Source organism: Streptomyces sp. NPDC087844 (assembly GCF_044742785.1).
In the GTDB taxonomy this organism is placed as follows: Bacteria; Actinomycetota; Actinomycetes; order Streptomycetales; family Streptomycetaceae; genus Streptomyces.
This window is the reverse complement of record NZ_JBIUVD010000027.1, coordinates 1-20534: the sequence shown is the minus strand read 5'-3', so window position 1 is coordinate 20534 and position 20534 is coordinate 1. Positions and strand designations below refer to the sequence as shown.

15 protein-coding genes are annotated in these 20534 nt (G+C 71.1%); 5 read left to right on the top strand and 10 right to left on the bottom strand.

All coding sequences use genetic code 11. From position 1 onward, the window contains the following. The first annotated feature begins 129 nt into the window (after positions 1-129). The 4 genes from ACIOKD_RS36180 (at position 130) to ACIOKD_RS36165 (ending at position 6907) form a co-directional block, all read left to right on the top strand. Positions 130-3399: an AfsR/SARP family transcriptional regulator gene (locus tag ACIOKD_RS36180; RefSeq protein ID WP_402092253.1), complete on the top strand. Its 3270-nt coding sequence runs from the start codon at positions 130-132 to the stop codon at positions 3397-3399. Between the two features lie 208 nt (positions 3400-3607). Continuing rightward, a complete protein-coding gene (locus ACIOKD_RS36175) occupies positions 3608-4261 on the top strand; it encodes a M15 family metallopeptidase (RefSeq protein ID WP_402092252.1) in 654 nt (217 codons plus the stop codon). 43 nt (positions 4262-4304) lie between these two features. Then, complete coding sequence (locus ACIOKD_RS36170) at positions 4305-5966, top strand: NlpC/P60 family protein (RefSeq protein WP_402092250.1); 1662 nt, start codon at positions 4305-4307, stop codon at positions 5964-5966. 77 nt (positions 5967-6043) lie between these two features. Then, positions 6044-6907 carry a M23 family metallopeptidase gene (locus ACIOKD_RS36165; protein ID WP_402092249.1) on the top strand — a complete coding sequence of 288 codons (864 nt, stop codon included), beginning with the start codon at positions 6044-6046 and terminating at the stop codon, positions 6905-6907. Positions 6908-6976: 69 nt separating this feature from the next. Here ACIOKD_RS36165 and ACIOKD_RS36160 read toward each other — a convergent pair whose 3' ends face one another. The 9 genes from ACIOKD_RS36160 to ACIOKD_RS36120 form a co-directional block, all read right to left on the bottom strand. After that, complete coding sequence (locus ACIOKD_RS36160) at positions 6977-7393, bottom strand: hypothetical protein (RefSeq protein ID WP_402092248.1); 417 nt, start codon at positions 7391-7393, stop codon at positions 6977-6979. 91 nt (positions 7394-7484) lie between these two features. Next, positions 7485-7877 carry a hypothetical protein gene (locus ACIOKD_RS36155; protein ID WP_402092247.1) on the bottom strand — a complete coding sequence of 131 codons (393 nt, stop codon included), beginning with the start codon at positions 7875-7877 and terminating at the stop codon, positions 7485-7487. A gap of 408 nt (positions 7878-8285) precedes the next feature. Further along, on the bottom strand, positions 8286-9827 hold the full coding sequence (locus tag ACIOKD_RS36150; protein WP_402092246.1) for a hypothetical protein: 1542 nt from the start codon (positions 9825-9827) through the stop codon (positions 8286-8288). 1029 nt (positions 9828-10856) lie between these two features. Further along, positions 10857-11804: a PfkB family carbohydrate kinase gene (locus ACIOKD_RS36145; RefSeq protein ID WP_402092245.1), complete on the bottom strand. Its 948-nt coding sequence runs from the start codon at positions 11802-11804 to the stop codon at positions 10857-10859. Positions 11805-11903: 99 nt separating this feature from the next. Further along, positions 11904-12914 (bottom strand): SIS domain-containing protein, encoded by a 1011-nt coding sequence (locus ACIOKD_RS36140; RefSeq protein WP_402092244.1) that lies wholly within the window; start codon positions 12912-12914, stop codon positions 11904-11906. 102 nt (positions 12915-13016) lie between these two features. Further along, on the bottom strand, positions 13017-13862 hold the full coding sequence (locus tag ACIOKD_RS36135; protein WP_402092243.1) for an ABC transporter permease: 846 nt from the start codon (positions 13860-13862) through the stop codon (positions 13017-13019). Continuing rightward, a complete protein-coding gene (locus ACIOKD_RS36130; protein ID WP_402092241.1) occupies positions 13859-14767 on the bottom strand; it encodes an ABC transporter permease in 909 nt (302 codons plus the stop codon). The genes ACIOKD_RS36135 and ACIOKD_RS36130 overlap by 4 nt, the downstream gene beginning before the upstream one ends. After that, positions 14731-16002 carry a spermidine/putrescine ABC transporter substrate-binding protein gene (locus ACIOKD_RS36125; RefSeq protein WP_402092240.1) on the bottom strand — a complete coding sequence of 424 codons (1272 nt, stop codon included), beginning with the start codon at positions 16000-16002 and terminating at the stop codon, positions 14731-14733. The genes ACIOKD_RS36130 and ACIOKD_RS36125 overlap by 37 nt, the downstream gene beginning before the upstream one ends. A gap of 24 nt (positions 16003-16026) precedes the next feature. Further along, the gene (locus tag ACIOKD_RS36120) at positions 16027-17220 is read right to left on the bottom strand and encodes an ABC transporter ATP-binding protein (RefSeq protein WP_402092239.1); all 1194 of its coding nucleotides are present in this window, start codon (positions 17218-17220) and stop codon (positions 16027-16029) included. Positions 17221-17519: 299 nt separating this feature from the next. Between ACIOKD_RS36120 and ACIOKD_RS36115 the strand changes: the two genes are divergently transcribed. Further along, positions 17520-18623 (top strand): LacI family DNA-binding transcriptional regulator, encoded by a 1104-nt coding sequence (locus ACIOKD_RS36115; RefSeq protein ID WP_402092236.1) that lies wholly within the window; start codon positions 17520-17522, stop codon positions 18621-18623. Positions 18624-19380: 757 nt separating this feature from the next. Here the strand turns inward: ACIOKD_RS36115 and ACIOKD_RS36110 are convergent. Further along, positions 19381-20130: a transposase family protein gene (locus ACIOKD_RS36110; protein WP_402092235.1), complete on the bottom strand. Its 750-nt coding sequence runs from the start codon at positions 20128-20130 to the stop codon at positions 19381-19383. Between the last annotated feature and the right edge of the window lie 404 nt (positions 20131-20534).

Here is a 20534-nt window from a genome sequence, read left to right as displayed (position 1 = left end):
CACTATTCGCCCCGGCACTCCGGGATCCGCCGCGGCCCGCCAGAAGGAAGGAGCCCGTCCGGTTCCTCCGTTCCTGTCCCGTCCCGCCGGTAGGGTTGCCCCGTCGCTGACCTGCTCGGACGGGGAATCATGCTGGACGTGCGTCTTCTCGGCCCGGCCGAGGTGTGGTTCGAGGACCGGCGCCTTTCGTTGGGCGGCCCCAAACCGACTGCGGTCCTTGCCGCGCTCGTCACTCATTCGGGGGAAGTCGTCTCCACCGAGCGGCTGGTGGACCTCGTATGGGAAGAACGCCCGCCCGTGACCGCCGGCGCCCTCGTGGCCTCGTATGTCGCGGCCCTGCGCAGGGCGCTGGCCCCGGCGGGCGCCGCCCGCGCCATCCAGACCCGCTCCCCGGGCTACCTGGCCGACTTCCCCGTCGAACGCGTCGACGCCCGCCGCTTCGAGGCCGCCGTCGCGCTGGGGCGCCGCACCGCCGCCGAGGGTCACACCGCCGAGGCGGCGGACGCCCTGCGCCAGGCGCTGGAACTGTGGCGTGGCCGGGACGCACTGGAAGGTCTCTGGCAGCTCTTCGCGCGCACCGAGGCGTCCCGGCTCGTCGAGTTACGGCTCGTCACCCGGGAGGAGGTGTACGCCCTCGACCTGGCGTTGAACCGCACCGACGAGGTGATTCCGGAGCTGTGGGCGCACGCCTGCGCACACCCGCTGCGCGAGCGGCCGCGCGGACAGCTGATGACCGCACTGTTCCGCGTCGGACGCGTCCCGGACGCCTTGCGCGTCTACCGGGAAGGACGCGAACTGTTCCGCGCCGAGCTGGGCATCGACCCGGGACCCGAGCTGCGTGCCCTGCACCAGGCGCTGCTGACCGGCGACACCGCTGTGCTCGGCCACCCGCGCCCCGCGCCCGGCGCCAACCGCCCGCCCCGCACCGGCCCACCCGTCTCCACACCCGTCTCTCCCGCTGCAGCAGTTTCCGCCGCCCCCCTACCTGCCGCCACCCCCCTACCTGCCGCCACCCCCCTACCTGCCGCCGCCCCCCTACCTGCCGGCGTCCCCCTGACTGTCGCCGCCCCCCTGCCTGCCAGCATCCCCCGCGCCACCGGTGCACCCCCGCGCGTCCCCTCACAACTGCCGCCCGATGTCGCCGACTTCGTCGGGCGCGCGGAGCAGATCGCCTGGACGGTCGCTGTCCTGGCAGCCAGCGGCGCCCCGGGGCGCACCGCCCCGCCGATCGGCGTCATCACCGGCCGCTCGGGCACCGGCAAGACCGCCCTCGCCGTGCATGCGGGCCACCGGACGGCCGACCGATTCCCCGACGGCCGGCTCTTCCTCGACCTGCGGGCCGCCGACGCGGCGCCGCTGGAGACCACCGACGCGCTGGCCCGACTGCTGCGCGCCGTCGGTGTCCAACCCGAAGCCCTGCCCGCCGACGCCGAGGACCTGCTCGCCCTCTACCGCACGCACCTCACGGGCCGCCGCGTCCTGCTCATCCTGGACAACGCCACCGGCGAGGCACAACTGCGACCCCTGTTACCGCCCGGACCCGGCTCCGGGGTCCTCATCACCAGCCGCCGCCAACTCGTCGCCCTGGAGGGCGCGGTCCGCTTGAACCTGACGGCGCTCACCGAGCCGGAAGCGATGGAACTGCTCGGCCGGGTCGCCGGACCCGAACGGACCGCAGACGAACCCGACACGGTCAAGGAGATCGTCCGGCTGTGCGGGCGGCTCCCGCTCGCGGTGCGAATCGCCGGCGCCCGGCTCGCCGCCCGCCCTCACTGGGCGCCCGCCCGGCTCGCCGCCCGGCTGCGCGACGAACGCCGCCGCCTGGACGAACTGCGCGCCGGCGACCTCGAACTGCGTACCGGCCTGGAACTCGGCTACGCCGAACTGGGCCCGCAGGAACAGCGGGTGCTGCGCCGTCTCGCCCTGATGGAACTGCCGGACTTCGCCGCCTGGACCGCCGCCCCCCTGCTGGACTTGAGTGTGGAGGACGCGGAGGACGCCGTCGAACGGCTCGTGGACTGCCACCTCATCGAACTCGTCGGTGTCGACGGAGTGGGCCGGCTCCGCTACCGCATCCACGACCTGGCCCGCGAACACGCCCGTGAGCGCTGCCTGGTGGAGGAGACCCCAGAGGAACGCGAGGCCGCCGTGGCACGGTTGGTCGCCTGCTGGCTGACGCTGGCCCGGGAAGCCGCCGCCCGAGCCCCCGGCGGCGCCTCCCGCCTGATGTGCGGCCCGCACGCCGGACAGCCGATGGACGCCGCTGTGCAGGAGGCACTGCTCGCCCGCCCCGCCGACTGGTTCGCCGCCGAGCAGGCCAGTCTGACCGTGGGCGTGGTGTACTGCGCCGCCCACGGCCGGGCCCGGGCCGCCCGGGACCTGGCCGGCGTGTTGATAACGAGTTCGGTGGCCCTCTACAACCGCTTCGACGCCTGGTCGCGCTCGCACACCGTCGCCCTGGAGGCCGTACGCCGCTGCGGGCAAACCGAGGACGAGGCCTGGCTGCTGAACGGACTAGGCCAACTCCGCTACGAGGAGGACCGGTTCGACGATTCGTACTCGTACTTCGCGGACGCCCTGCGGCTCTTCGACCGGATCGGACCCGACCCGGGCGGCGCCGACGTGGCCCGGGGGCGGGCCGCCGCGCTCGCCGGCATGGGCTCGGCCCGCCGTGAACAGGCGCGCTACGCCGAGGCACTGGAACGGCTGGAACCCGCGCTCGCCGCGTACGAACGCCTCGGTGACCCGGTCGCCTGCGCCCACATCCGCTACGGCATCGGCTATGTCCACCGTGAGCAGGGCCGGCACGACGAGGCATGGCGCGAACTCATCCGCGCCCTGGAGCTGTACCAGAAGGCCGCGGACCGGCACGGCGAGGCGCTCACCTTGCGTTCGCTGGGCCTGTGCCACCGAGCGCTGGGCCGGCTCGCCGAAGCGGAAGACCTCTTCACGCAGGCACTGAACCACTTCGAGGAGGACGACGACGTGTTCGGCGCGATGTACACCGGGCAGTCGCTGGCCAAGGTGCACATCCGTCAGGGCCGGCTCGCCGAGGCCCGGGAGCGGCTCGTGGGTTGCCTGGCGATCACCCGGGAACGGCAGGACACCTTCGGCGAAGCGCTCGTGCTGCGCACCCTGGGCGAGTGCCGGCTCGCGGACCGCGACCCGGACGCCGCCGAGGAGGCGCTGCGCAGCGCGCTCGGCCTGTGGGAACGGCTGGACCTGCCACTATGGCGGGCCCGCACTCTGCGCGACATGGCCACCGTCGCCCGCGTCCGAGGCGACGACGCGTCCGCCGAGGCCGCACGAGCAGACGCCCAGGAGGTCTTCCGCCGCCTGGGCAGCCGGGAGGCGACGGAGAACGGCCGACCGGGTGAAAACCCGCAGGCCGCAACCTGAGACGACGACCGGCGCACGGCGGCCGATCGCCCCATGACCCCCATGACCCCCAAGACGCCGAGCGCTCCGAGGCGGCTGACCGGCCCACCGCCCGCGGCCGCCCCGCCCCCGGCGCCCGGCGCCCGGCACAGGGCCCTGCAGACGCCTGCACAGGAGCCTGCAGAGGATGTGCATCAATTCTGCAGGCTCCCCGTACACCGTTGACGGCATGACAGACATCATCCTGCTCTCGGATCCCAGGGTGGCCCGTACTCCCGTCGAGGAGTGCGGTGAGCCCCTGGCCGACCTGCGGACGGACGGCCGACTGCGGATGGACGCCAGGCAGGCCGACGGCGACGGCTCCTACGCCCATCTGCGCACGGGGGCGCTGGAGCGCCTGGTCGAAGCGCAACGCCGACTGCCCGACGGGGTCCGCTTCCTGGTGGTGGAGGGCTTTCGGCCCCCCGGACTGCAACGCCGTTACTACGAGGAGTACGAGGCCGTCATGCGGACCGTGCACCCAGACGCCTCTCAGGCGCGGGTTCGCGAGGTCACCAGTGCATACATCGCGCCGCCCGAGGTGGCGCCGCACGTCAGCGGAGGAGCGGTGGACCTGACCCTGTGCACCGACGACGGCACCGAACTGCCGCTCGGCACCGCCGTCAACGCCACCCCCGAGGAGAGCGCGGGCGCGTGCCGCACGGCCACGCCGGGCATCGACACCGAGGCCCGTGCCCACCGGGAGCTGATGGAGCGAGCCCTCACCGCAGCCGGGTTCGTCAACTATCCGACCGAGTGGTGGCACTGGTCCTACGGCGACCGCTACTGGGCCCTCGCCACCGGGCGGTCGGCCGCCCGCTACGGGCCCACCGACCTGCGTTGACCGACCCAGAGAACCGTGAACACCTGCGCGGACGGGGAACCCCATGAACAGCACATGCACCGACACCAGCACCCGTGCCACCCACCCGGCCGGTGCGGGCACCGGGACACCGGTCCGCAGCGACTGGATGACACCGCAGGAGTTCGACACGGCGTTCACCGCCGCCATGCCGCGACTGCGGCGCCGGCTGCTCGCTCTGACCGGTGACCCGCACGACACCGACGACCTCCTCCAGGAGACCTACCTTCGGCTCGCCCGGCGAGCCCACGCCGGCCGGCTCGCCCGCCAACGGCATGCCTACGCCTACACCTGCGCGGCCGCCCTCAATCTGCTGCGCGACGCCTGGCAGCAGACATCCCGCCGCGAAGTGTGCAGCGGACGGCTGCCCGACCGGGGCTGGGACGGCGGCCTCGCCCTCCGCGAGGCAGAGTCCGCAGCCGTCGACCTGCTGCGCGGCCTGTCCGAGAAGGAGGCGGCGGCCGTCATCCTCGTTGATCTCGAAGGGCTCAGCCACGACAGCGCAGGGGACCGGCTCGGTACGCACCGCGGCACCGTCCAGCGCAACCGGCAGCGGGCACTGGCCAAGATCCGTGCCGCACTCCACGCATACGGACCGCTCCCGCCCACCGTCTCGTCCACACAGGCCCGCCGAGGCGAAGACCGGCCCGCCCCGGACCCGACGGGCACAGCACAGCACCGACCCACCGACACACCACCCACGGACACACCACCCACCCACGGGCCAGACACCCGCACAGCACGCACCCGCACAGCACGCACCCGCACACCGCTAGCAAAGGAAACCGGGGAACGACACATGCGCCGCATGAACCGGACAATGACCGCCGCAGGAGGAATCCTGCTCGCCACGATTCTCGGCACGACCACGACCACGACCACGGCCACCGCCGCGCCGGCAGCGACGCAGCGCCCGGCCGCAGCGGCCGACTGCCGGCCGCTCGCCGAGGCCTCCGCAAAGGCGCAGGCCGTCGTCAACGCCGCGTGCAGCCAACTAGGAGTCCCGTATTCCTGGGCCGGCGGCTCCATCCACGGCCCCACCTACGGGAAGGACTACCCGCACGGTGGTCCCGGATCGCACGACAGCCAGGTGAAGGGCTTCGACTGCTCCCATCTGGTGCAGTACGCGGCCTGGCAGGGCGCGGGCATCCGGCTGCCCGAGGGCTCCTGGAACCAGGCGCAGTGGCAGGGCGCCACCGCCCGCTTCGACCGCGGGCAGGGCACCGCCCCACTCCAGCCCGGCGACCTGGTCCTGTGGGCGCGGAACCCCGCGAACCTGGGCACCGTGCACCACATCGCCGTCTACCTGGGCGGCGGCAAGATGGTCGAGGCCCGCGAGTCCGGTACACGCGTGATGGTCAGCACCGTCCGCCTCAACGCGCAGTACGCGGGCGCCATCCGCATCACCGGCGGCGGCGGACAGCCGGCCCCGGGAACCAAGCGGTACGTCACCTGGGGCACAGGCGTCAATCTACGAGCCCAGCCCAGCACCCGGTCCGAGACCAAGGCCCGGTTGAACGGCCCCACGTCCGTCGACGTGCAGTGCCAGAAGCATGCCGAGCCGGTCGAGGCCGAGGGTCACCGCAACGACGCCTGGTCGTACCTGCCTGCGTACAGCGCCTGGATCTCCAACATCTTCATCGACGACCCGAAAGCCTGGCTGGACGTCCCGATCTGCGACTTCTGACCCCACCCCCGGTCGCCCGGCCAACCACCCGCGCACGTCAACCAGTTCGTGTGCCCGTACGAAGGACACCACCTCATATGTCAACACCCTCGCCCCGGCCCCGGCCCCGGTCCACGTCCGCGGCCGCGTCGGCCAAGGCCGCCGCACCGGCCCGGCGTCCAAGGCGCGCCAACCGCATCGTGGTCGCCCTGGCCGCCGTCGCGTCGGCCGCCGCGTTGGTCCCGCTGTCCGCGGCCCACGCCGGCGCCGCACCCGCATCCGTCCCCACGGCCGTCGCCGCCTACAGCGGTTCGTGCCCCGCCGCCGGGCGGGTCACGCAGGGCTACCACTCCGGCCACGACGGCGTGGACATCGCCAACACCCGGGGCACGCCCATCCATGCAACCGGCTCCGGCACCGTCATCGCCTCCGGCCCCGCGAACGGATACGGTCAGTGGATCCGCATCCGCCACGACGACGGAACCGTCACCGAGTACGGCCACATGTACGAGCGGTTGGTCTCGGTCAACCAGCGCGTCGACAGCGGCCGGCTGATCGCCCGGATGGGCTCCGAGGGCCAGTCCACAGGGCCTCACCTGCACTTCGAGGCACACACCTCGACATCCAGCACGCGGGGCACGGACCCGATCGCCTACCTCGGCGCGCGCGGCGTGCGCCTGCCCTGCACACCGGGCGGCGGCGGGACCCCGGGCACGAACTTCACCACCTGGGGCTCCGGCATCCGGGTCCGCGAGGACGTACGGCTGAACTCCCGCGTCGTCACCACGCTGTCCGGGCCGACCCCGGTCCACGTCGACTGCCAGAAGCGCGGCGACATGGTGGCGGCCGAGGGGCACCGCAACGACGCCTGGGCCCACGTACCGGCTCTCGGCGGCTATCTGTCCAACATCTACATCGACCACAAGGACGCCTGGCTGCCGGGCGTCCCCGAGTGCCGCTGACCCACGCACCATGACTGTGCCCCGGACCCTCGTCAAAGGGCCCGGGGCACAGTCATGGTGCATGGGTGTTCAGCAGTGGGGAAGGCCGCCGCCGGCTACGACGTTTCCGGCCCAGGCCCAGACCCCGTAGTACTGGACGCCGCCGAAGTCGACGTTCAGCAGGTACCACTCGTTGGTGCCGTGGCCCCCGGACGAGACGTACTCGCCACGGGTGTAGCACTTGGCCACGCCGCTGCCCCATTCGGAACCCGTGCTCGCCACGATCCGGTACGACCTGCCGGGCCCGGAGCGGACGTTGCTGTGCGGCTGGAGGATCCTGCCGCTCGATGCCACGCGCTCTGACGACGGTGGCGACGTGGATGACGTGGTTGACGTGGACGTCCGCACGGTGTCCCGGGCCTGGGCCGGCACGACGGCAGCCCCGAACAGGGCGACGGCCGCGCCGGCCACCACGGCCATGGACAGACGGAAGCGGTGCTGGGGCATGGTGAACTCCTTCGATGACGGACTGAGACAAACGGAGCGAGCCGAACGCGCGAGGGCACCCAGCCGGCGTCGAGCCGGCAGCGCCCCCGGGTCAGCAGGGGCGCACCGAGTCGGAGGGGTCGCGACCGATGTCGACGTTGCCTCCCCACACCCACACGTCGTTGTACGGACCCGTGGTGAGATCCACGCTGTCGTGGACGCTGCCGCGATACCAGACGTCGGTGCCGTAGCCGCCGGACTTGATGTACTGGCCGCGTGAGTAGCAGACGCCGTCCAGGTAGAACCGGTCCTTGACCGCACCGGTGTTGACGACGGTGCCACTGTTGGTGTGGGGAGCCGGGCGGACGTTGCTGTGCGTCTGCAGCGAGACGTAGAAACCGGCATGGGCGGTGCCCGCCGAGCACAGGACGGCCAGGGCGGCGCCGGCCGCGACACAGGCCGCGGCCGGCCGGCCGCGCCCGCTGGTCCGCGAGGTTGTGGTCATGAATGCTCCTTCGGCATCAGGTCACGGCGCGGGACGGAGACGTGAATGCCCGCGCGTCGCTAGGACGGGACATGCAGGGCCGTCGTATGTCTGCGCGCTCGATCCGGTCGTCCGCCGCCGTGCCCGTCCCCGTCCCCGTCCCCGGGCACGGGCACGGGCACGGGGGAAGGGGACAGAGGGTCACTGCACCAGGCGCAGGCGCAGGCGCCGGTGTAGGTGCAGGCGCAAGTGTCGGCCGGAGGGTCGTTACGGCGCGGGGCCCCTCGGTGCAGGGCCTGGATTTTGGGGCGCCGGGCCGGGGCCGACGGGCTCGGCGGCCGGCGCCGGGCCGGAACGTGGCCCGCCTCGGGCCATGCCGCCCATCCATCCAGCAGGTGACCGGTCAGGCCGGGCCACATCGTCCCGGGTTCACTCGAACGGGCGCGTGCCCGAAGCCGGCAGGGGGCAACTGAGGGGGAGGACACGGTCGGTCAGCTGCCCGGTGAGGTGGGTCTCGGTGAGCTGGGCGTCGGCGAGCCAGTCCGCTGCGGTCAGCTGGTCGACCAAGTGCTTCAGCTCGCCGGTATCGACCGGGACCCAGGCGGTGAGGGCGTTCAGGGCGATGCCGTAACCGTCGGGACCGAGGCGGCCTGAGGCGTCGGTCCGGGTGGCCAGCGTCAGGGCGAGCAGCCGGGTGCCGGCGGTGGCCTTGGCCTTGCGGAGCTTCTTGTCCGAGAGGATCTTCTGAGCCCATCCGGAGAGTTTGGGCCGCATCTTCTTGCCGAACGTGAACGGACCCGTCCCGTCCTCGCGGGGTGCCAGGGAGGGCACGGTGACCGGGGTGGGGTTCTCCGGCCGGGAGGCGAGCAGGTCACCGGCGGTGCCCGGAAGCCCCAGCCAGCCGCAGCCGGTCAGCTTCTCGACCAGGTCCTCCGGGTCGCTCAAGCCCAGCGCGGTGAGGTCTTGGCCAATGAGATTGCCGGTGCCGGTGTGCGCGGTGCGCAGGGTCAGCATCAGCACCAGCAGCCGTGCCTGCGGTCCGGGCAGCGGCGCATGGTCGGCCACGTGCGCGAGGATGGAGCGTGCGTGCTCCCACTGTGTCGCCACGGTCAGCAGCCGGGGCACTGTCGGCCCGTCGCCGTCGGTGATGCCGCCGGTGCGCTGCTGGTGCTGGAGGCGGGCGGCGGCAGCGGCCTGCTCGGCGCGCCGGGCCTCCAACCGAAGGCTCATGATGCCGCTGACGTCGGCCCAGGTGGTGAAGGCCCGAGCCTTGCGCTCATGGAGGGCGGCGAGCAGCGCCAGGTCGGGCTCGTCGCGCTGCTGGTAAGCGCGGAAAAGGTCACCGAGTTCGATGAGTTCGTCCCGCAAGGCGACGGGCCGCAAGTCGTGCGGGATGACCCGCCGGGCGATCTTCGCCTGTGGTGGGCGGCGCCGCACGGGTGCCGAGCGGGGAGCCGGGACCGGGCCGGCGGCGACCTGGCGGTCGGAGAACTGCGGCACGTCCGTGCCCGTGGCGACGAGGGCCGGGCGGTCCTCAGCCGTGGAGGCCTGGGATGTGGCTGCGGTCTTCGCTCCAGGGATGGCGGCCGCGCACCGGGAGCAGCACTCCATGGTCTGCCACCAGCGTCCTTCCCGGTCGGTGACCACTGCCAGGACGACCGGCCCACCGCACCGCCAGGGTTCTGCACGCGCATGGCGGCCGGTGTCGGGCAGGTGGGTGTGGCAGCTCTCAGCTCTGCACGCGCAGTACACGCCGGCCCTTGGGGCGGGGGCGGCGCGCAGGTGCGCCTTGAGATGGGCGATGGCGGCCGCACGGCCGGCGGCCGCGGACGGCAGGCGCTGGTCGGCGCAGGCGGGGCGGCTGCACGAGATGCGTACCGCCGTGCTGCCCCGGCCTGCGGCGTCCAGACGCACCGTCCAGCGGCGCCCGGGCACCCGTTCGTCCAGCTCGCTCACTACGGGCTGCGTCATCTCGGCCTTCCTTCCGTCCCGTGTCGTTTGATGCTCGCCGCTCCTTCCCGCCGTGCCGAGCAGGTGCTGGCGGCGAGGCCAACATATGCGGCATACGGGCGAATGCAGGTGAACCCGGCCGTTGTTCCGGAGCGTGCAACTGGCGAAGAAGCCCGGGCAGGATGTGTGCCTGGGCAGGTGCCTGGAATTGTTCCTGGTAGGCCCTTGACGGGGCAGGCCATACCTCCGAAATTCACACTTCCAGGGCTCACACCGGTTGGTGCTGGTGAGAGCCCTCAGCTTTCGCTGCCGCGCCTTTCGGGCGCTCGGGGCGGTGTCACTTGCGAGCAGGGAAAGCAGCGCGCGGGGAGCGGGGCGGCGGAGCCAGGCCGGAGCCGCCTTCGCATCGCTGGCCTCAAGCGCGGCCGGCAGCGGTTCGACCTCAGCCCGGACGGTGCCGCCGGGGCAGGCCGCGCGGGACGCGCTGGATCGGGTGTTCACTGGCCGAAGCGGGCATCGGATCAGGAATACGTGCAGCGGGGACGTCACCACCCGGTGCGCGTAAGTGGCAGTTTCGCTCATTGTTGAACGACCATGACGGGGCATGCGGCGGCGCTGCTTTTGTGCACTGCTGCTTCTCGGTCACGTCGTGATCGACATCTGTATGGCGATCTTGGTGCGTGCCTGAATCGGCCGTCGCGCCGACAGAGCAACCCGCACTGCTGATGCACCGGGCGTACGCGGCAGGGGAGTGCCGTCGTCACAGGCGTCACAGGGGAGGGGACTTCGTCATGCCGCGAGCGCGGTCTGTTTGGTATGGGCCCGGTGACGAGCCTCGCCGACCAACTTGTCGTCCGCGAGGACCACGCACACCCACCGGTCCGTGTGGACGTCCACGGATGAGGCGAGGCTGAGATATCCGTGCGGCAGCCGGACACCGTCGACACTGCCGTCGACAGTCCGCAGGGCGGTGCTGGATCATGATGGCGGTCTCTCGGACGTGGTCCGGGCGCCCGGCTGGGTCGCGACTGGTGACCGTCGCAGGTGGTTTCACGCGCCCCGTTCACCGGCCACCGGCGCCGGTGTCGGTGTCGGTGTCGGGCGGCCGCAGCCGAAGGCCGCCTCCACGAAGCACTGGTCGTACGCCGCCTGCGCGCCGTGCCGCAGGGCTCCGTCCAGAGCCGCACGGGTCGGCGGGAGTTGTCGGGACCAGCCGTCACGCAGGAGTGACACGGCGAACCCGGCGAGGAAGGCGTCCCCGCAGCCCATCGTGTCGGACATGGAGGCGGGGTCCGCAGGATGGGACGGCGCGGTGGCCATGACCCCGCCGTCGTACGCGATCGCACCCGCGAGGCCGCGAGTGGCCAGCGCCATGCCCGCCCCCCGCCGCACGGCTTCGGCGAGCAGCGCGCGCGTGGCGGTCTCGTCCAGGTGGGAGCACGACAGCAGCGCCAGGTCGACGTGGGGGCAGACGCGGTCCAGGTAGGCGGGGGTGCGGTACTCCTCCTCGTCGGAGAAGTCGAAGCTGACCAGCGGACCGGCCGCGGCCAGCCCGGGGAGTTCGGCCTCGGTGCGGGAGTAGACGCTGGAGTGCACTAGCGCGAACGACGCCGCGTACGCCGTCAGGCCGTCGTCCAGGGCGGGTTGCTCGCGGACGGTGCCGTCGTCGTAGCCGAGGAACAGCCGGTCGCCGTCGCGTACGTGCAGGGTGGAGACCGAGGTCCGGCCGGGGCGCACCGTGCTGCGGTCCACGGCGACGCCCTGTGCCGCCACGGACGTGCGCACGAAGGTGCCGAGGTCGTCGTCGCCGAACACTCCCAGGTAGGCGGCGTCCAGGCCGAGCCGGCGGGCGTAGACGGCGACGTTGACGCAGTTGCCGCCGGGGTAGTCGGTGCCGCGGTCCACGAAGCGGTCGACGGTGTTGTCACCGAAGCCGAGGACGTTCATCAGGGTCTCCCAGAGCGCGGGCGCGGCGTGCGGGGACGCCGCGCCCGCCATGGGCGCGGCGGTACCGGGGCACCGGCGCGCGGGGGTGAGGGCGGGGCGTGGGCAGTTGGGCCGGTTGGGGCCGGTCGGTCCGGCGGAAGCGGTCCGGCGTCAGTAGTCCATGACGCGGTAGTAGCGGCGCAGGTCGAGCGAGTGGTCGCGGGCCCGCTCCAGGTGCTTGCTGACCCGGTCCATCACGGTGTCAAGCACCAGCGGTGCGAGCAGCCCGCGGAACTCGGCGCTGATGCCCTCCAGCGCGTAGTCACGGGTGTCGAAGACGGTGACGTCCTTGGAGACGCGCTTGGCGAACGTCTCGGCCCGGTCGGTCAGGGCCCGCGTCTCGTCCTCCCCCTGGAAGACGATCACGCTGGTGTCCGCCTCCAGCAGTTCCAGCGAACCGTGGAAGAACTCCGCGCTGTGCACCCGGGTGGTGCGCAGCCACTGCATCTCCTCCAGGATGCACATGGAGTACAGGTAGGTGAATCCCCACAGGTTCCCGCCGCCGATGAGGAAGTGGTAGTCGTTGTCCTTGTGGGTGTCGGCGAAGGCCTGTGCCACCGGTTCGGCCTGGCGGGCGACGTCCACCAGGATGCGCGGCAGGCCCGCGAGTTCGTCGGCGAGACGCTCGTAGCCCTCGAACTCGCCGCGGCGGGACAGCAGCCGGCCCAGGAACAACAGCAACTGGACGTCGAACGGCCAGGCCTTGGGCTCGGAGAGCAGCGTGACGTCGGCGCTCTGGGCGACCGGGGAGTCGGCGATGCCGGTGAAGGCGATCGTGTGGGCGCCCCGGGACTTGCAGTACTCGATGGCACTGAGGCTGTCCTCGGTGGTGCCGGAGACGGAGGTGAAGACGGCGGCGGTGCGCTCACCGATGCGGGCGTCACCGGAGACGACCAGTTCCGCGGCGACGGCGGCCCGGACGGGGAGCAGCGAGGTGCGCCGCGCGAGGTGCTCGTAGGGCCACATCTGCGCGTACGTCCCGCCCGCTCCCACGAGCAGGACGTTGTCGTACCCCTCGTCGACGAGCCGGTCGACCACCTTCTCGATCTGAGGGCGCAGCGCCACGAGGCTTTCCGTCTGGGAGACGAACTCGGCTTCGTTGAAGGACAGCAAAGAGTGCACGGTGATGTTTTCCTTTGGGGGTTGTTCCGCACCGGCCGGCGTGTGCCGTGAGCCGGTGTCCGAGGGGCGCGGGGGACTGGATCGGGTCAGGACCCGATCGGGTCAGGCCGCGCGTCGCCGGGAGTACAGGACGTTCGCTCCGGCGATGAGGAGGCCGCCGACGAAGATCAGCGTTCCCATGACGTTGACTTGCGGGGGCACGCCGGTACGGCTGGCGCTGTAGACCCACAGCGGGAAGGTGACCGTACGGCCGGCGTTGAAGCTGGTGATGACGTAGTCGTCGATGGACAGGGCGAAGCACAGCAGGGCGCCGGAGGCCACGCCCGGCAGCAGCATCGGCAGGGTGACCAGCCGGAACGCCGTCCAGGGCCCCGCCCCCAGGTCACGGGCGGCTTCCTCCAGCGTCGGGTCGTGCCCCGCCATGCGCGCTCGTACGGTGATGGCGACGTACGGGATGCAGAACGCCACGTGCGCGATGACGACCGTCCAGTAGCCGCGGGGCACGCCCATGACGATGAACAGCGACAGCAGGGCGGCGCCGAGGGCGATCTCGGGGGCCGCGATGGCCGCGAACATCAGCAGGTCCACCGAACCGCGGCCGCGGAAGCGGTAGCGGCCCAGCGCCAGTCCGATCGGGGTGCCCAGCAAGGTGGCGACCACGGCGACGATCAGGGCGATGGTGAGGCTGTTGACCAGCGCGGAGGTCAGGTTGGGGATGGCGAACAGGTGCCGGTACCAGTTCAGGGTGAAGCCCTGCCAGGTGAAGTTCACCTTGCTGCCGGTGTCGTTGAAGCCGAACAGGACCATGACGGCGATCGGCAGCAGCAGCCAGACCAGTACCAGGAACGTGTACACGGTCAGGGTGGGCCGGCGGCGGGCCTTGCGCGGCCGTGGTGCGACGGGCGCGTCGAGCGCGTCGAGCGCCGCGGGGACGGTCTGTGAGGTCATCGCGCGGCCGCCTCCAGCACGTTGTCGGTGCCCAGCGCCCGGGCGTAGGTGAACACGGCCAGCAGCAGCGCGCCCATGAGGACGAACGACAGGGCGGCGGCGCCGGGGTAGTCGAGGTTGGTGAAGTACTCGGTCTGGATGATGTTGCCGATCATCGTGGTGGAGGGGCCGCCGAGGATGCCGGCGTTGACGTAGTCGGCCGAGGCGGGCACGAAGGTCAGCAGCACCCCGGCGAAGACGCCGGGCAGCGACAGCGGCAGCACCACGCGCAGGAAGGTCCCCGCCCGGGAGGCGTACAGGTCGGTGGAGGCCTCGACCACCTTGGGGTCCACCCGCTCCAGGGCGACGTACACGGGCAGCACCATGAACGGCAGGAAGTTGTAGGTCAGTCCGCCGATCACCGCGTAGGGCGTGGCCAGCAGGTGGAAGTCGGCGGAGAGCAGGCCCCAGTCCTTGAGCGGTCCGAGCAGGACGCCGTTGTCGGCCAGCACGACGTTCCAGGACTGGGTGCGAATGACGAAGGAGACGAAGAACGGCAGCAGGAGCACGAAGAGGAACACCGACTTGTGCCGGCCGGCCCGGAAGGCGATCCAGTACGCCACCGGGTAGCCGATGAGGGCGCACGCGACGGTGGCGGCGGCGCCGTAGACCAGGGACCGCACGAGCTGGACATGGTAGGTGCGCACCACGTCGGCGTAGGTGGAGAAGTGGAAGGTCTGGCGGAAGCCGTCGATGAAGTCGCCGGTCTGCAGGGACAGCGACACCATCACGATCACGGGGGTGACGAAGAAGGCGGCCAGCCACAGCCAGCCCGGCAGGATCATCCAGTAGGGGGCCAGTGCGGCACCGGGACGGCGGCGGCGCCGCTTCAGGCCTGGTAGATCGGTTCGAACAGCGCGTTCCACTGCTTCTCCTCCTCCTCGTCGAGCACCCGCAGGTGGCGCAGTTTCGATTCGTCGGCCTCGGTCGGGAAGACCAGGGGGCTGGTGCTCAGGGCGTCGAGCACGGTGTGCTGCTTGCCGGTGGCGGCGGCCGCGTCGCGTGCGACGATCTTCTGTGCGGCGGGGACGGGGCAGACGAACTGCACGGTCTCGCTGATCCGCGCGGCGACCTCGGGCCGGTAGACGTAGTCCATGTAGGTGAGCGCGTCGACGGGATGGGCGGCCGTCGAGGGGATGCAGAGGTTGTCGGTCCACAGCAGACCGCCCTCGTCGGGGATGACGAACTCCAGTTCCGAACCGCTCTGGTTGGCCTGGAAGACGTCGCCCGAGTACACGAGGGACGCCGCCAGGTCGCCGCGCTGGAGAGAGGACTGGTAGGTGGCGGTGGAGTAGGAGCGGACCATGCCGGCGTCACGCTGCTTGCGCAGCCAGGCCGCCGCCTTGCGCCAGTCGGCGTGGGTGGAGGTCTCCGGGTCGACGCCGACGGCCAGCAGGGCGACATTGCCCATCTGCACCGCGTCGTTCCACATGCCGACCTTGCCGTGCAGCTTCGGGTCGAGCAGGTCCTGCCAGCTGGTGATCTTCCGGCCGACCTTGGCCGGGTCGTAGCCGATGCCGGTCATGCCGGACTGCCAGGGCACGGTGTAGACGTTGCCGGGGTCGAAGGAGGAGTTCTTGAAGGCGGCGCCGCCGTACTTCGCGAAGGTGGGCAGCCGGGTGTGGTCGAGCGGGGCGAGGTAACCGAGCTGGATGTACTTGGTCAGGTAGCTGTCGCCGCCGATGACCATCAGGTCGTAGCCGATGCCCTGGCCGGAGGCGAACTCGGGCTGGATCTTGCCGAACCAGGAGGCGCTGTCGTCGATCAGCTCGTCGTAGGCGACCTCGATGCCGCTCCGGCGTGTGAAGGCGTCGAGGGTGGGATGCCTGCTCTGGTCGGTGGGGTCGACGTCGATGTACTGGGTGTAGTTGACGAAGTCCAGCTTCCCGGACCTCTTCTTGCCGGTCCAGAAGTCGTTGACGGCCGCGGCGATCTCCGCCTTGCCGGTGGGGACGTGGACGCGGGCGCCGGGAACGCTGCACGCGGCGAGCGGGGCCAGCACGGCGGCGCCGAGCGCGCCGCGCAGCAGACCGCGCCGGGTCAGGCGGTGCTCGGCCGGCCCGCGCAGCCAGGGCGCGGCGGGTGTGGAGTACTCGGGCATGGTGGTCTGCCTGTCGTCCTGTCGTCAGCGCGGGGAGAGGGATGCCGCGTCCGCGGCGGCCGCCGTGGGTGCGGGTGCGGCGGGTTCGGCGGTGAGCAGGTAGGAGTGGGCGGTGGCCCAGGAGAGCCAGACGGTGTCGCCGCGGGCCGGTTCGACCGCGGCGGTGCCGTCGTTGGGCTGGAAGACGGTCATCTCCGCGCCGGTGGCGGTGTCCACCGTGTAGCTGGTGGAGGTGCCCAGGTAGACCACCTCCCGGACGGTGCCGCGGATACGGCTGGCGGTGTCGGCCGGCCCGGAGGTCAGCGTGATCTTCTCCGGCCGCACGGTGAGTTCGACGCCGGCTCCCACGCGGTGGGAGCCGCGCAGAGGAACGGTCACGCGCTGGCCGTCGCCGAGGTCGAGCACCCCGGTGCCGGTGCCGCTGCCGGCATCGACCGAGGTCAGGTGCCCGCTGATCAGGTTGGAGGTGCCGATGAACCCGGCGACGAACGCGGTGGCGGGCCGTTCGTACACCTCCTGGGGTGGGGCGACCTGCTCGACCAGGCCGTTGTTCATCACCGCGATCCGGTCGGACATGGTCAGGGCCTCGGCCTGGTCGTGAGTGACGTAGATGAAGGTGATGCCGACCTCGCGCTGGATCCGCTTCAGTTCCAGCTGCATGGCCTGGCGCAGTTTCAGGTCGAGGGCGCCGAGCGGTTCGTCGAGGAGCAGGGCACGCGGACGGTTGACCAGGGCCCGGGCGAGGGCGACGCGTTGTTGCTGGCCGCCGGAGAGTTCGCGGGGGCGGCGGTCGGCCTTGTCGGTGAGTTCGACGGTGCGCAGGATCTTCTCGACCCGGTCGCGGATCTCGTCCTTGGGTATGTGCTTGCGGCGCAGTCCGAACGCCACGTTGTCGGCGACGTTCAGGTGCGGGAAGAGGGCGTAGGACTGGAACACCATGTTGATGTCGCGTTTGTTGGCCGGTACGCCGACCATGTCGCGGCCGTGCAGCAGGATCTGTCCGCCGGTCGGCTCCTCGAACCCGGCGATCATCCGCAAGGTGGTGGTCTTGCCGCAGCCGGACGGTCCCAGCAGTGAGAAGAACTCGCCTTCGCCGATGGAAAGGTCGACGCCGCGGACGGCTGCGGCGTCCCGGGCGCCGCCGAAGTCCTTGACCACGTCGACGAGGGTGATGGCCGGGCCTGTGGCCGATGGCGGCGAGAGTGTGTCGGTTGCCATCCGTGGGACCTCCGGTATGCGGGACGGGAGCGCGGAGCGCGGAGCATGTGTTCGGAACGGGGGCGCGGAGCATGGTTTCGGGGCGACCGTGTGGCTGGGCGTGCCGTGGTCGGCCCGGTAGAGGCAGGCGGGCAGGCAAGTGGGTGGATGCCGGTGCCGTCGGCGGATTTTGATAACGTTACCAACGGGCTCGTACCTTACCCACCGGCAGCCGCTGTCCGTCAATGGTTGAATGGCGCCGGATTTCATCGACCCGTTCCTCGGTGTCCGCCGAGCCGTCACCTGTGAAGAGATTGCCCATGCCGAACACCGCACGGCCGCCGCGTCGCGTCACCATCCCCGACGTCGCCCGGCACGCCGGCGTGGGGCAGGCCACCGCCGCCCGCGTCCTGGGTGGGTACGGGTCGGCGAGCGCGGCCACCCGGGAACGCGTACTGGCCGCCGCCGCCGAACTCGGCTACAGCACCAACGCGGTGGCCCGCAGCATGATCAGCGGACGCACCCACACCCTCGGCGTGGTCGTCGCCGACGTGGAGAACGCCTACTTCGCCCGGGCGGTGCGCGGGGTCACCGACGTCGCGGCGAAGGCCGGCCTCCAGGTCGTCCTCGCCAACAGCGACGAGGACGGCGGGACGGAGCGGTCCGCGGTTCAGCTGTTCATCGAGCGGCGCGTGGACGGTCTGGTCGTGGCGCCCGCCGCAGCCGACCACGAGCATCTCGACAGGGCCGTCGCCTCGGGCGTTCCCGTGGTCCTGCTGGACCGAGCGCTGAGCGGTGCCGCGCTGGACACGGTCGTGGTGGACAACCGCGGTGCCGCCAAGGCCGCGGTGACCAGGTTCACCGACGAGGGACACACCCGCATCGCGGTCATCACCTCGGCGTCCCCCGACGAGAACACGGCGCTGCTGGCACCGGGCGCGGACATCTGGACCACCACCGAGCGGCTCACCGGCTACCGCCAGGCCCTGCGCGCAGCCGGTGTCCCGCGCGAGGCGGAGCTGATCCGGCACACCGGATACGACCGGGCCTGGGCCCGCTCCGCCGTACTGGAACTGATGACCTGCGACGACCGGCCCACCGCGCTGTTCACCACCGACAACGTGGCCACGCTCGGCACCCTGGACGCCCTGCTCGACCTCGACGCCCGCATTCCCGCCGACGTCTCCGTCATCGGCTTCGACGACGCCGAGTGGGCCACGCTCGTGCGGCCCCGGCTGAGCGTGGTCAGTCAGCCGGTGCAGGAACTGGGCGGGCTCGCGGCCGACATCCTGGTACGCCGCATCAACGGCTCCACGGCCAGACCGCGCCGTCACACCCTGCGCACCACCTACGTGCCGCGCGAGTCGACCGGTCCTGCTCCGGCGCGGGTACGGCGGCTGCGGATGCGGGTGCCGGGAGAGTGAGGGGTTCGCTGCCGTCAGCCCGACGGGTTGTGGGGTTGTGAGGTTGTCGGTTGTGGGTTGTGGGTTGTGGGTTGTGCATGACGTTCGCGCCGCTGCCGGGGGCCGGTGGTTGTCGTGCGACGCCGGGACTCCGGACTCCGGACGCCGGGACTCCAGACTCCGGTCTTCGGACTCCGAACTCCGGACATGACGTGACCGGCACCGGTGTTGTCCTGACGACGGAGCGGGGACGACGCGGTGTCGGGCCATGCCGGGCGTATCCCTCCCCCTTGCCCACGACCTGGCCGCCGCGGGCGGACATGGCATCGTCGGAGCGCTCGTAATGGCGGGGTCGGCCGGCAACGGCGGGGCTGAAGTGCTGGGCGGACTTCTATCCGATCCGCACATCGGGCGCGCCACAGGGGGTCGGCGCCTGCTGCGCACACTCCGTTGCGGCACCGACTGGGGCACCGACTTGGGCACCAACTACAGCACCAATTACAGCACCAACTGGTGCAGCGATCGGATCATCGGCTGTGCAGTCACCGTGCGTACAACCGATCCAGGGCCGAGCGGCTCCCGTCGCTCGCGGCGCGGTAGATCACCAGCCGCTGGTCCAGACCCTGGATCGGCGTGAGCACTTCGAAGTCCACCGCGATCTCACCGGCCTCGGGATGCCGTACGACCTAGCGCCCGCGGCCCTTGACCTTGACGTCCCGCTCGGCCCGCATGCGCGGGAACTGCTTGTCCCGCGTACGGAATTCGATGATGAGGTCGGTCAGAGCCCGGTCGCCTCCCGGTCGGGCAGGAGGTCGATCGGACGACGTGTTTCGACGTCGACGAGCACTGCTCCGTAGCCCCGGCCCTTGCGCTGAGCCTGTTCGTCCACGCCGACCACACGAGGTGCGGCGGTGGCTGGGTCCGGAAGCGACGCAAGCAGCCTCAGCAAGGTGTTCCTGCTGAGCGGAACCTCGAAAGCATTTTCATTCGGGCCCTGCCCGGCCTGCCAGCGCGCAACCGATTGACCGACGGACACCGGCGTCGATCGCAGCCGCTCTGTCCGTCGTCCGAACCGGCGAGTGAGCCGGGGGACTTGCTCGACGAAGGTCTTGCGCGAGCAGGAGTCCTCCGCGCAGACGACCCGCCGCATCCGTAGCGACACCACGGCGAACTTGCCTGCTACCGGCAGATCATGGGGGCATCGCAGGTAAGAGCCAGGTATTCGTTCTGACCTGGATCCGCACCCTGGGCAGGCTGCTCGTCCTGCTGTCGTGTGAGCCGCGATCCGGACGGCTGTGTCGGTCACCTCGACCGACTCCACCAACACGCCCTCAACCGAGGAGAACAACAGCTCGTATAGCTGTGCCAGCACTTTATCCAAGGCGAGGACTGTCGACCAGACCAAAGTCCAGCCTGGCGATTTTCGGGCGAACTCAACCGGCATTACGCGGAGATGAACGGTCACTGTCGGCGTGCACGTCGACGTGCCCAGGCAGGTACAAGCGAACGTATTCACTGCGTCGCGCACGACGGCTCTCCCCAGAACTACCTTTCCTGCTGGGAAAGCCGTGCCGATCGTCCTCTGACTCCGGCCTCTGACTCCGGTCTCACGGCTGGAACGGGCAGGTCGAGAACGCGGGCGAGAGCGGCTGTGATGGGAGCGTGGTAGTCAGGCAGGTGCCCGGACGCCCAGTCGGCTGCCAGCGCAAGGAAGGCAGCCAAGTCGCGCTCGGCACCGGCGAGCAGGTGGCGGAGCTCGGTGACGGACAGCGTGATCACTGGACTGTCGCGCTGCTCGGCGTTGACAGTGAGCCTGACGGTGTCGCCGAAGCGCTCCGTGAGGTTCCCCCGAGATGCGGAGTGTGTTGACAGAGGGTCAGATGGTTCTCATGAGAGGAACATCGACCATGGCCGCCCCCAGGAAGTACTCGC

What these genes read in the sequence shown, in the direction of transcription:
- ACIOKD_RS36160 (WP_402092248.1), bottom strand. Translation starts at nt 7,393, where the DNA reads ATGCCCCAGCACCGCTTCCGTCTGTCCATGGCCGTGGTGGCCGGCGCG.
- ACIOKD_RS36145 (WP_402092245.1), bottom strand. Translation starts at nt 11,804, where the DNA reads ATGGCGGGCGCGGCGTCCCCGCACGCCGCGCCCGCGCTCTGGGAGACC.
- ACIOKD_RS36165 (WP_402092249.1), top strand. Translation starts at nt 6,044, where the DNA reads ATGTCAACACCCTCGCCCCGGCCCCGGCCCCGGTCCACGTCCGCGGCC.
- ACIOKD_RS36170 (WP_402092250.1), top strand. Translation starts at nt 4,305, where the DNA reads ATGAACAGCACATGCACCGACACCAGCACCCGTGCCACCCACCCGGCC.
- ACIOKD_RS36155 (WP_402092247.1), bottom strand. Translation starts at nt 7,877, where the DNA reads ATGACCACAACCTCGCGGACCAGCGGGCGCGGCCGGCCGGCCGCGGCC.
- ACIOKD_RS36115 (WP_402092236.1), top strand. Translation starts at nt 17,520, where the DNA reads ATGCCGAACACCGCACGGCCGCCGCGTCGCGTCACCATCCCCGACGTC.
- ACIOKD_RS36120 (WP_402092239.1), bottom strand. Translation starts at nt 17,220, where the DNA reads ATGGCAACCGACACACTCTCGCCGCCATCGGCCACAGGCCCGGCCATC.
- ACIOKD_RS36125 (WP_402092240.1), bottom strand. Translation starts at nt 16,002, where the DNA reads ATGCCCGAGTACTCCACACCCGCCGCGCCCTGGCTGCGCGGGCCGGCC.
- ACIOKD_RS36150 (WP_402092246.1), bottom strand. Translation starts at nt 9,827, where the DNA reads ATGACGCAGCCCGTAGTGAGCGAGCTGGACGAACGGGTGCCCGGGCGC.
- ACIOKD_RS36175 (WP_402092252.1), top strand. Translation starts at nt 3,608, where the DNA reads ATGACAGACATCATCCTGCTCTCGGATCCCAGGGTGGCCCGTACTCCC.
- ACIOKD_RS36180 (WP_402092253.1), top strand. Translation starts at nt 130, where the DNA reads ATGCTGGACGTGCGTCTTCTCGGCCCGGCCGAGGTGTGGTTCGAGGAC.
- ACIOKD_RS36135 (WP_402092243.1), bottom strand. Translation starts at nt 13,862, where the DNA reads ATGACCTCACAGACCGTCCCCGCGGCGCTCGACGCGCTCGACGCGCCC.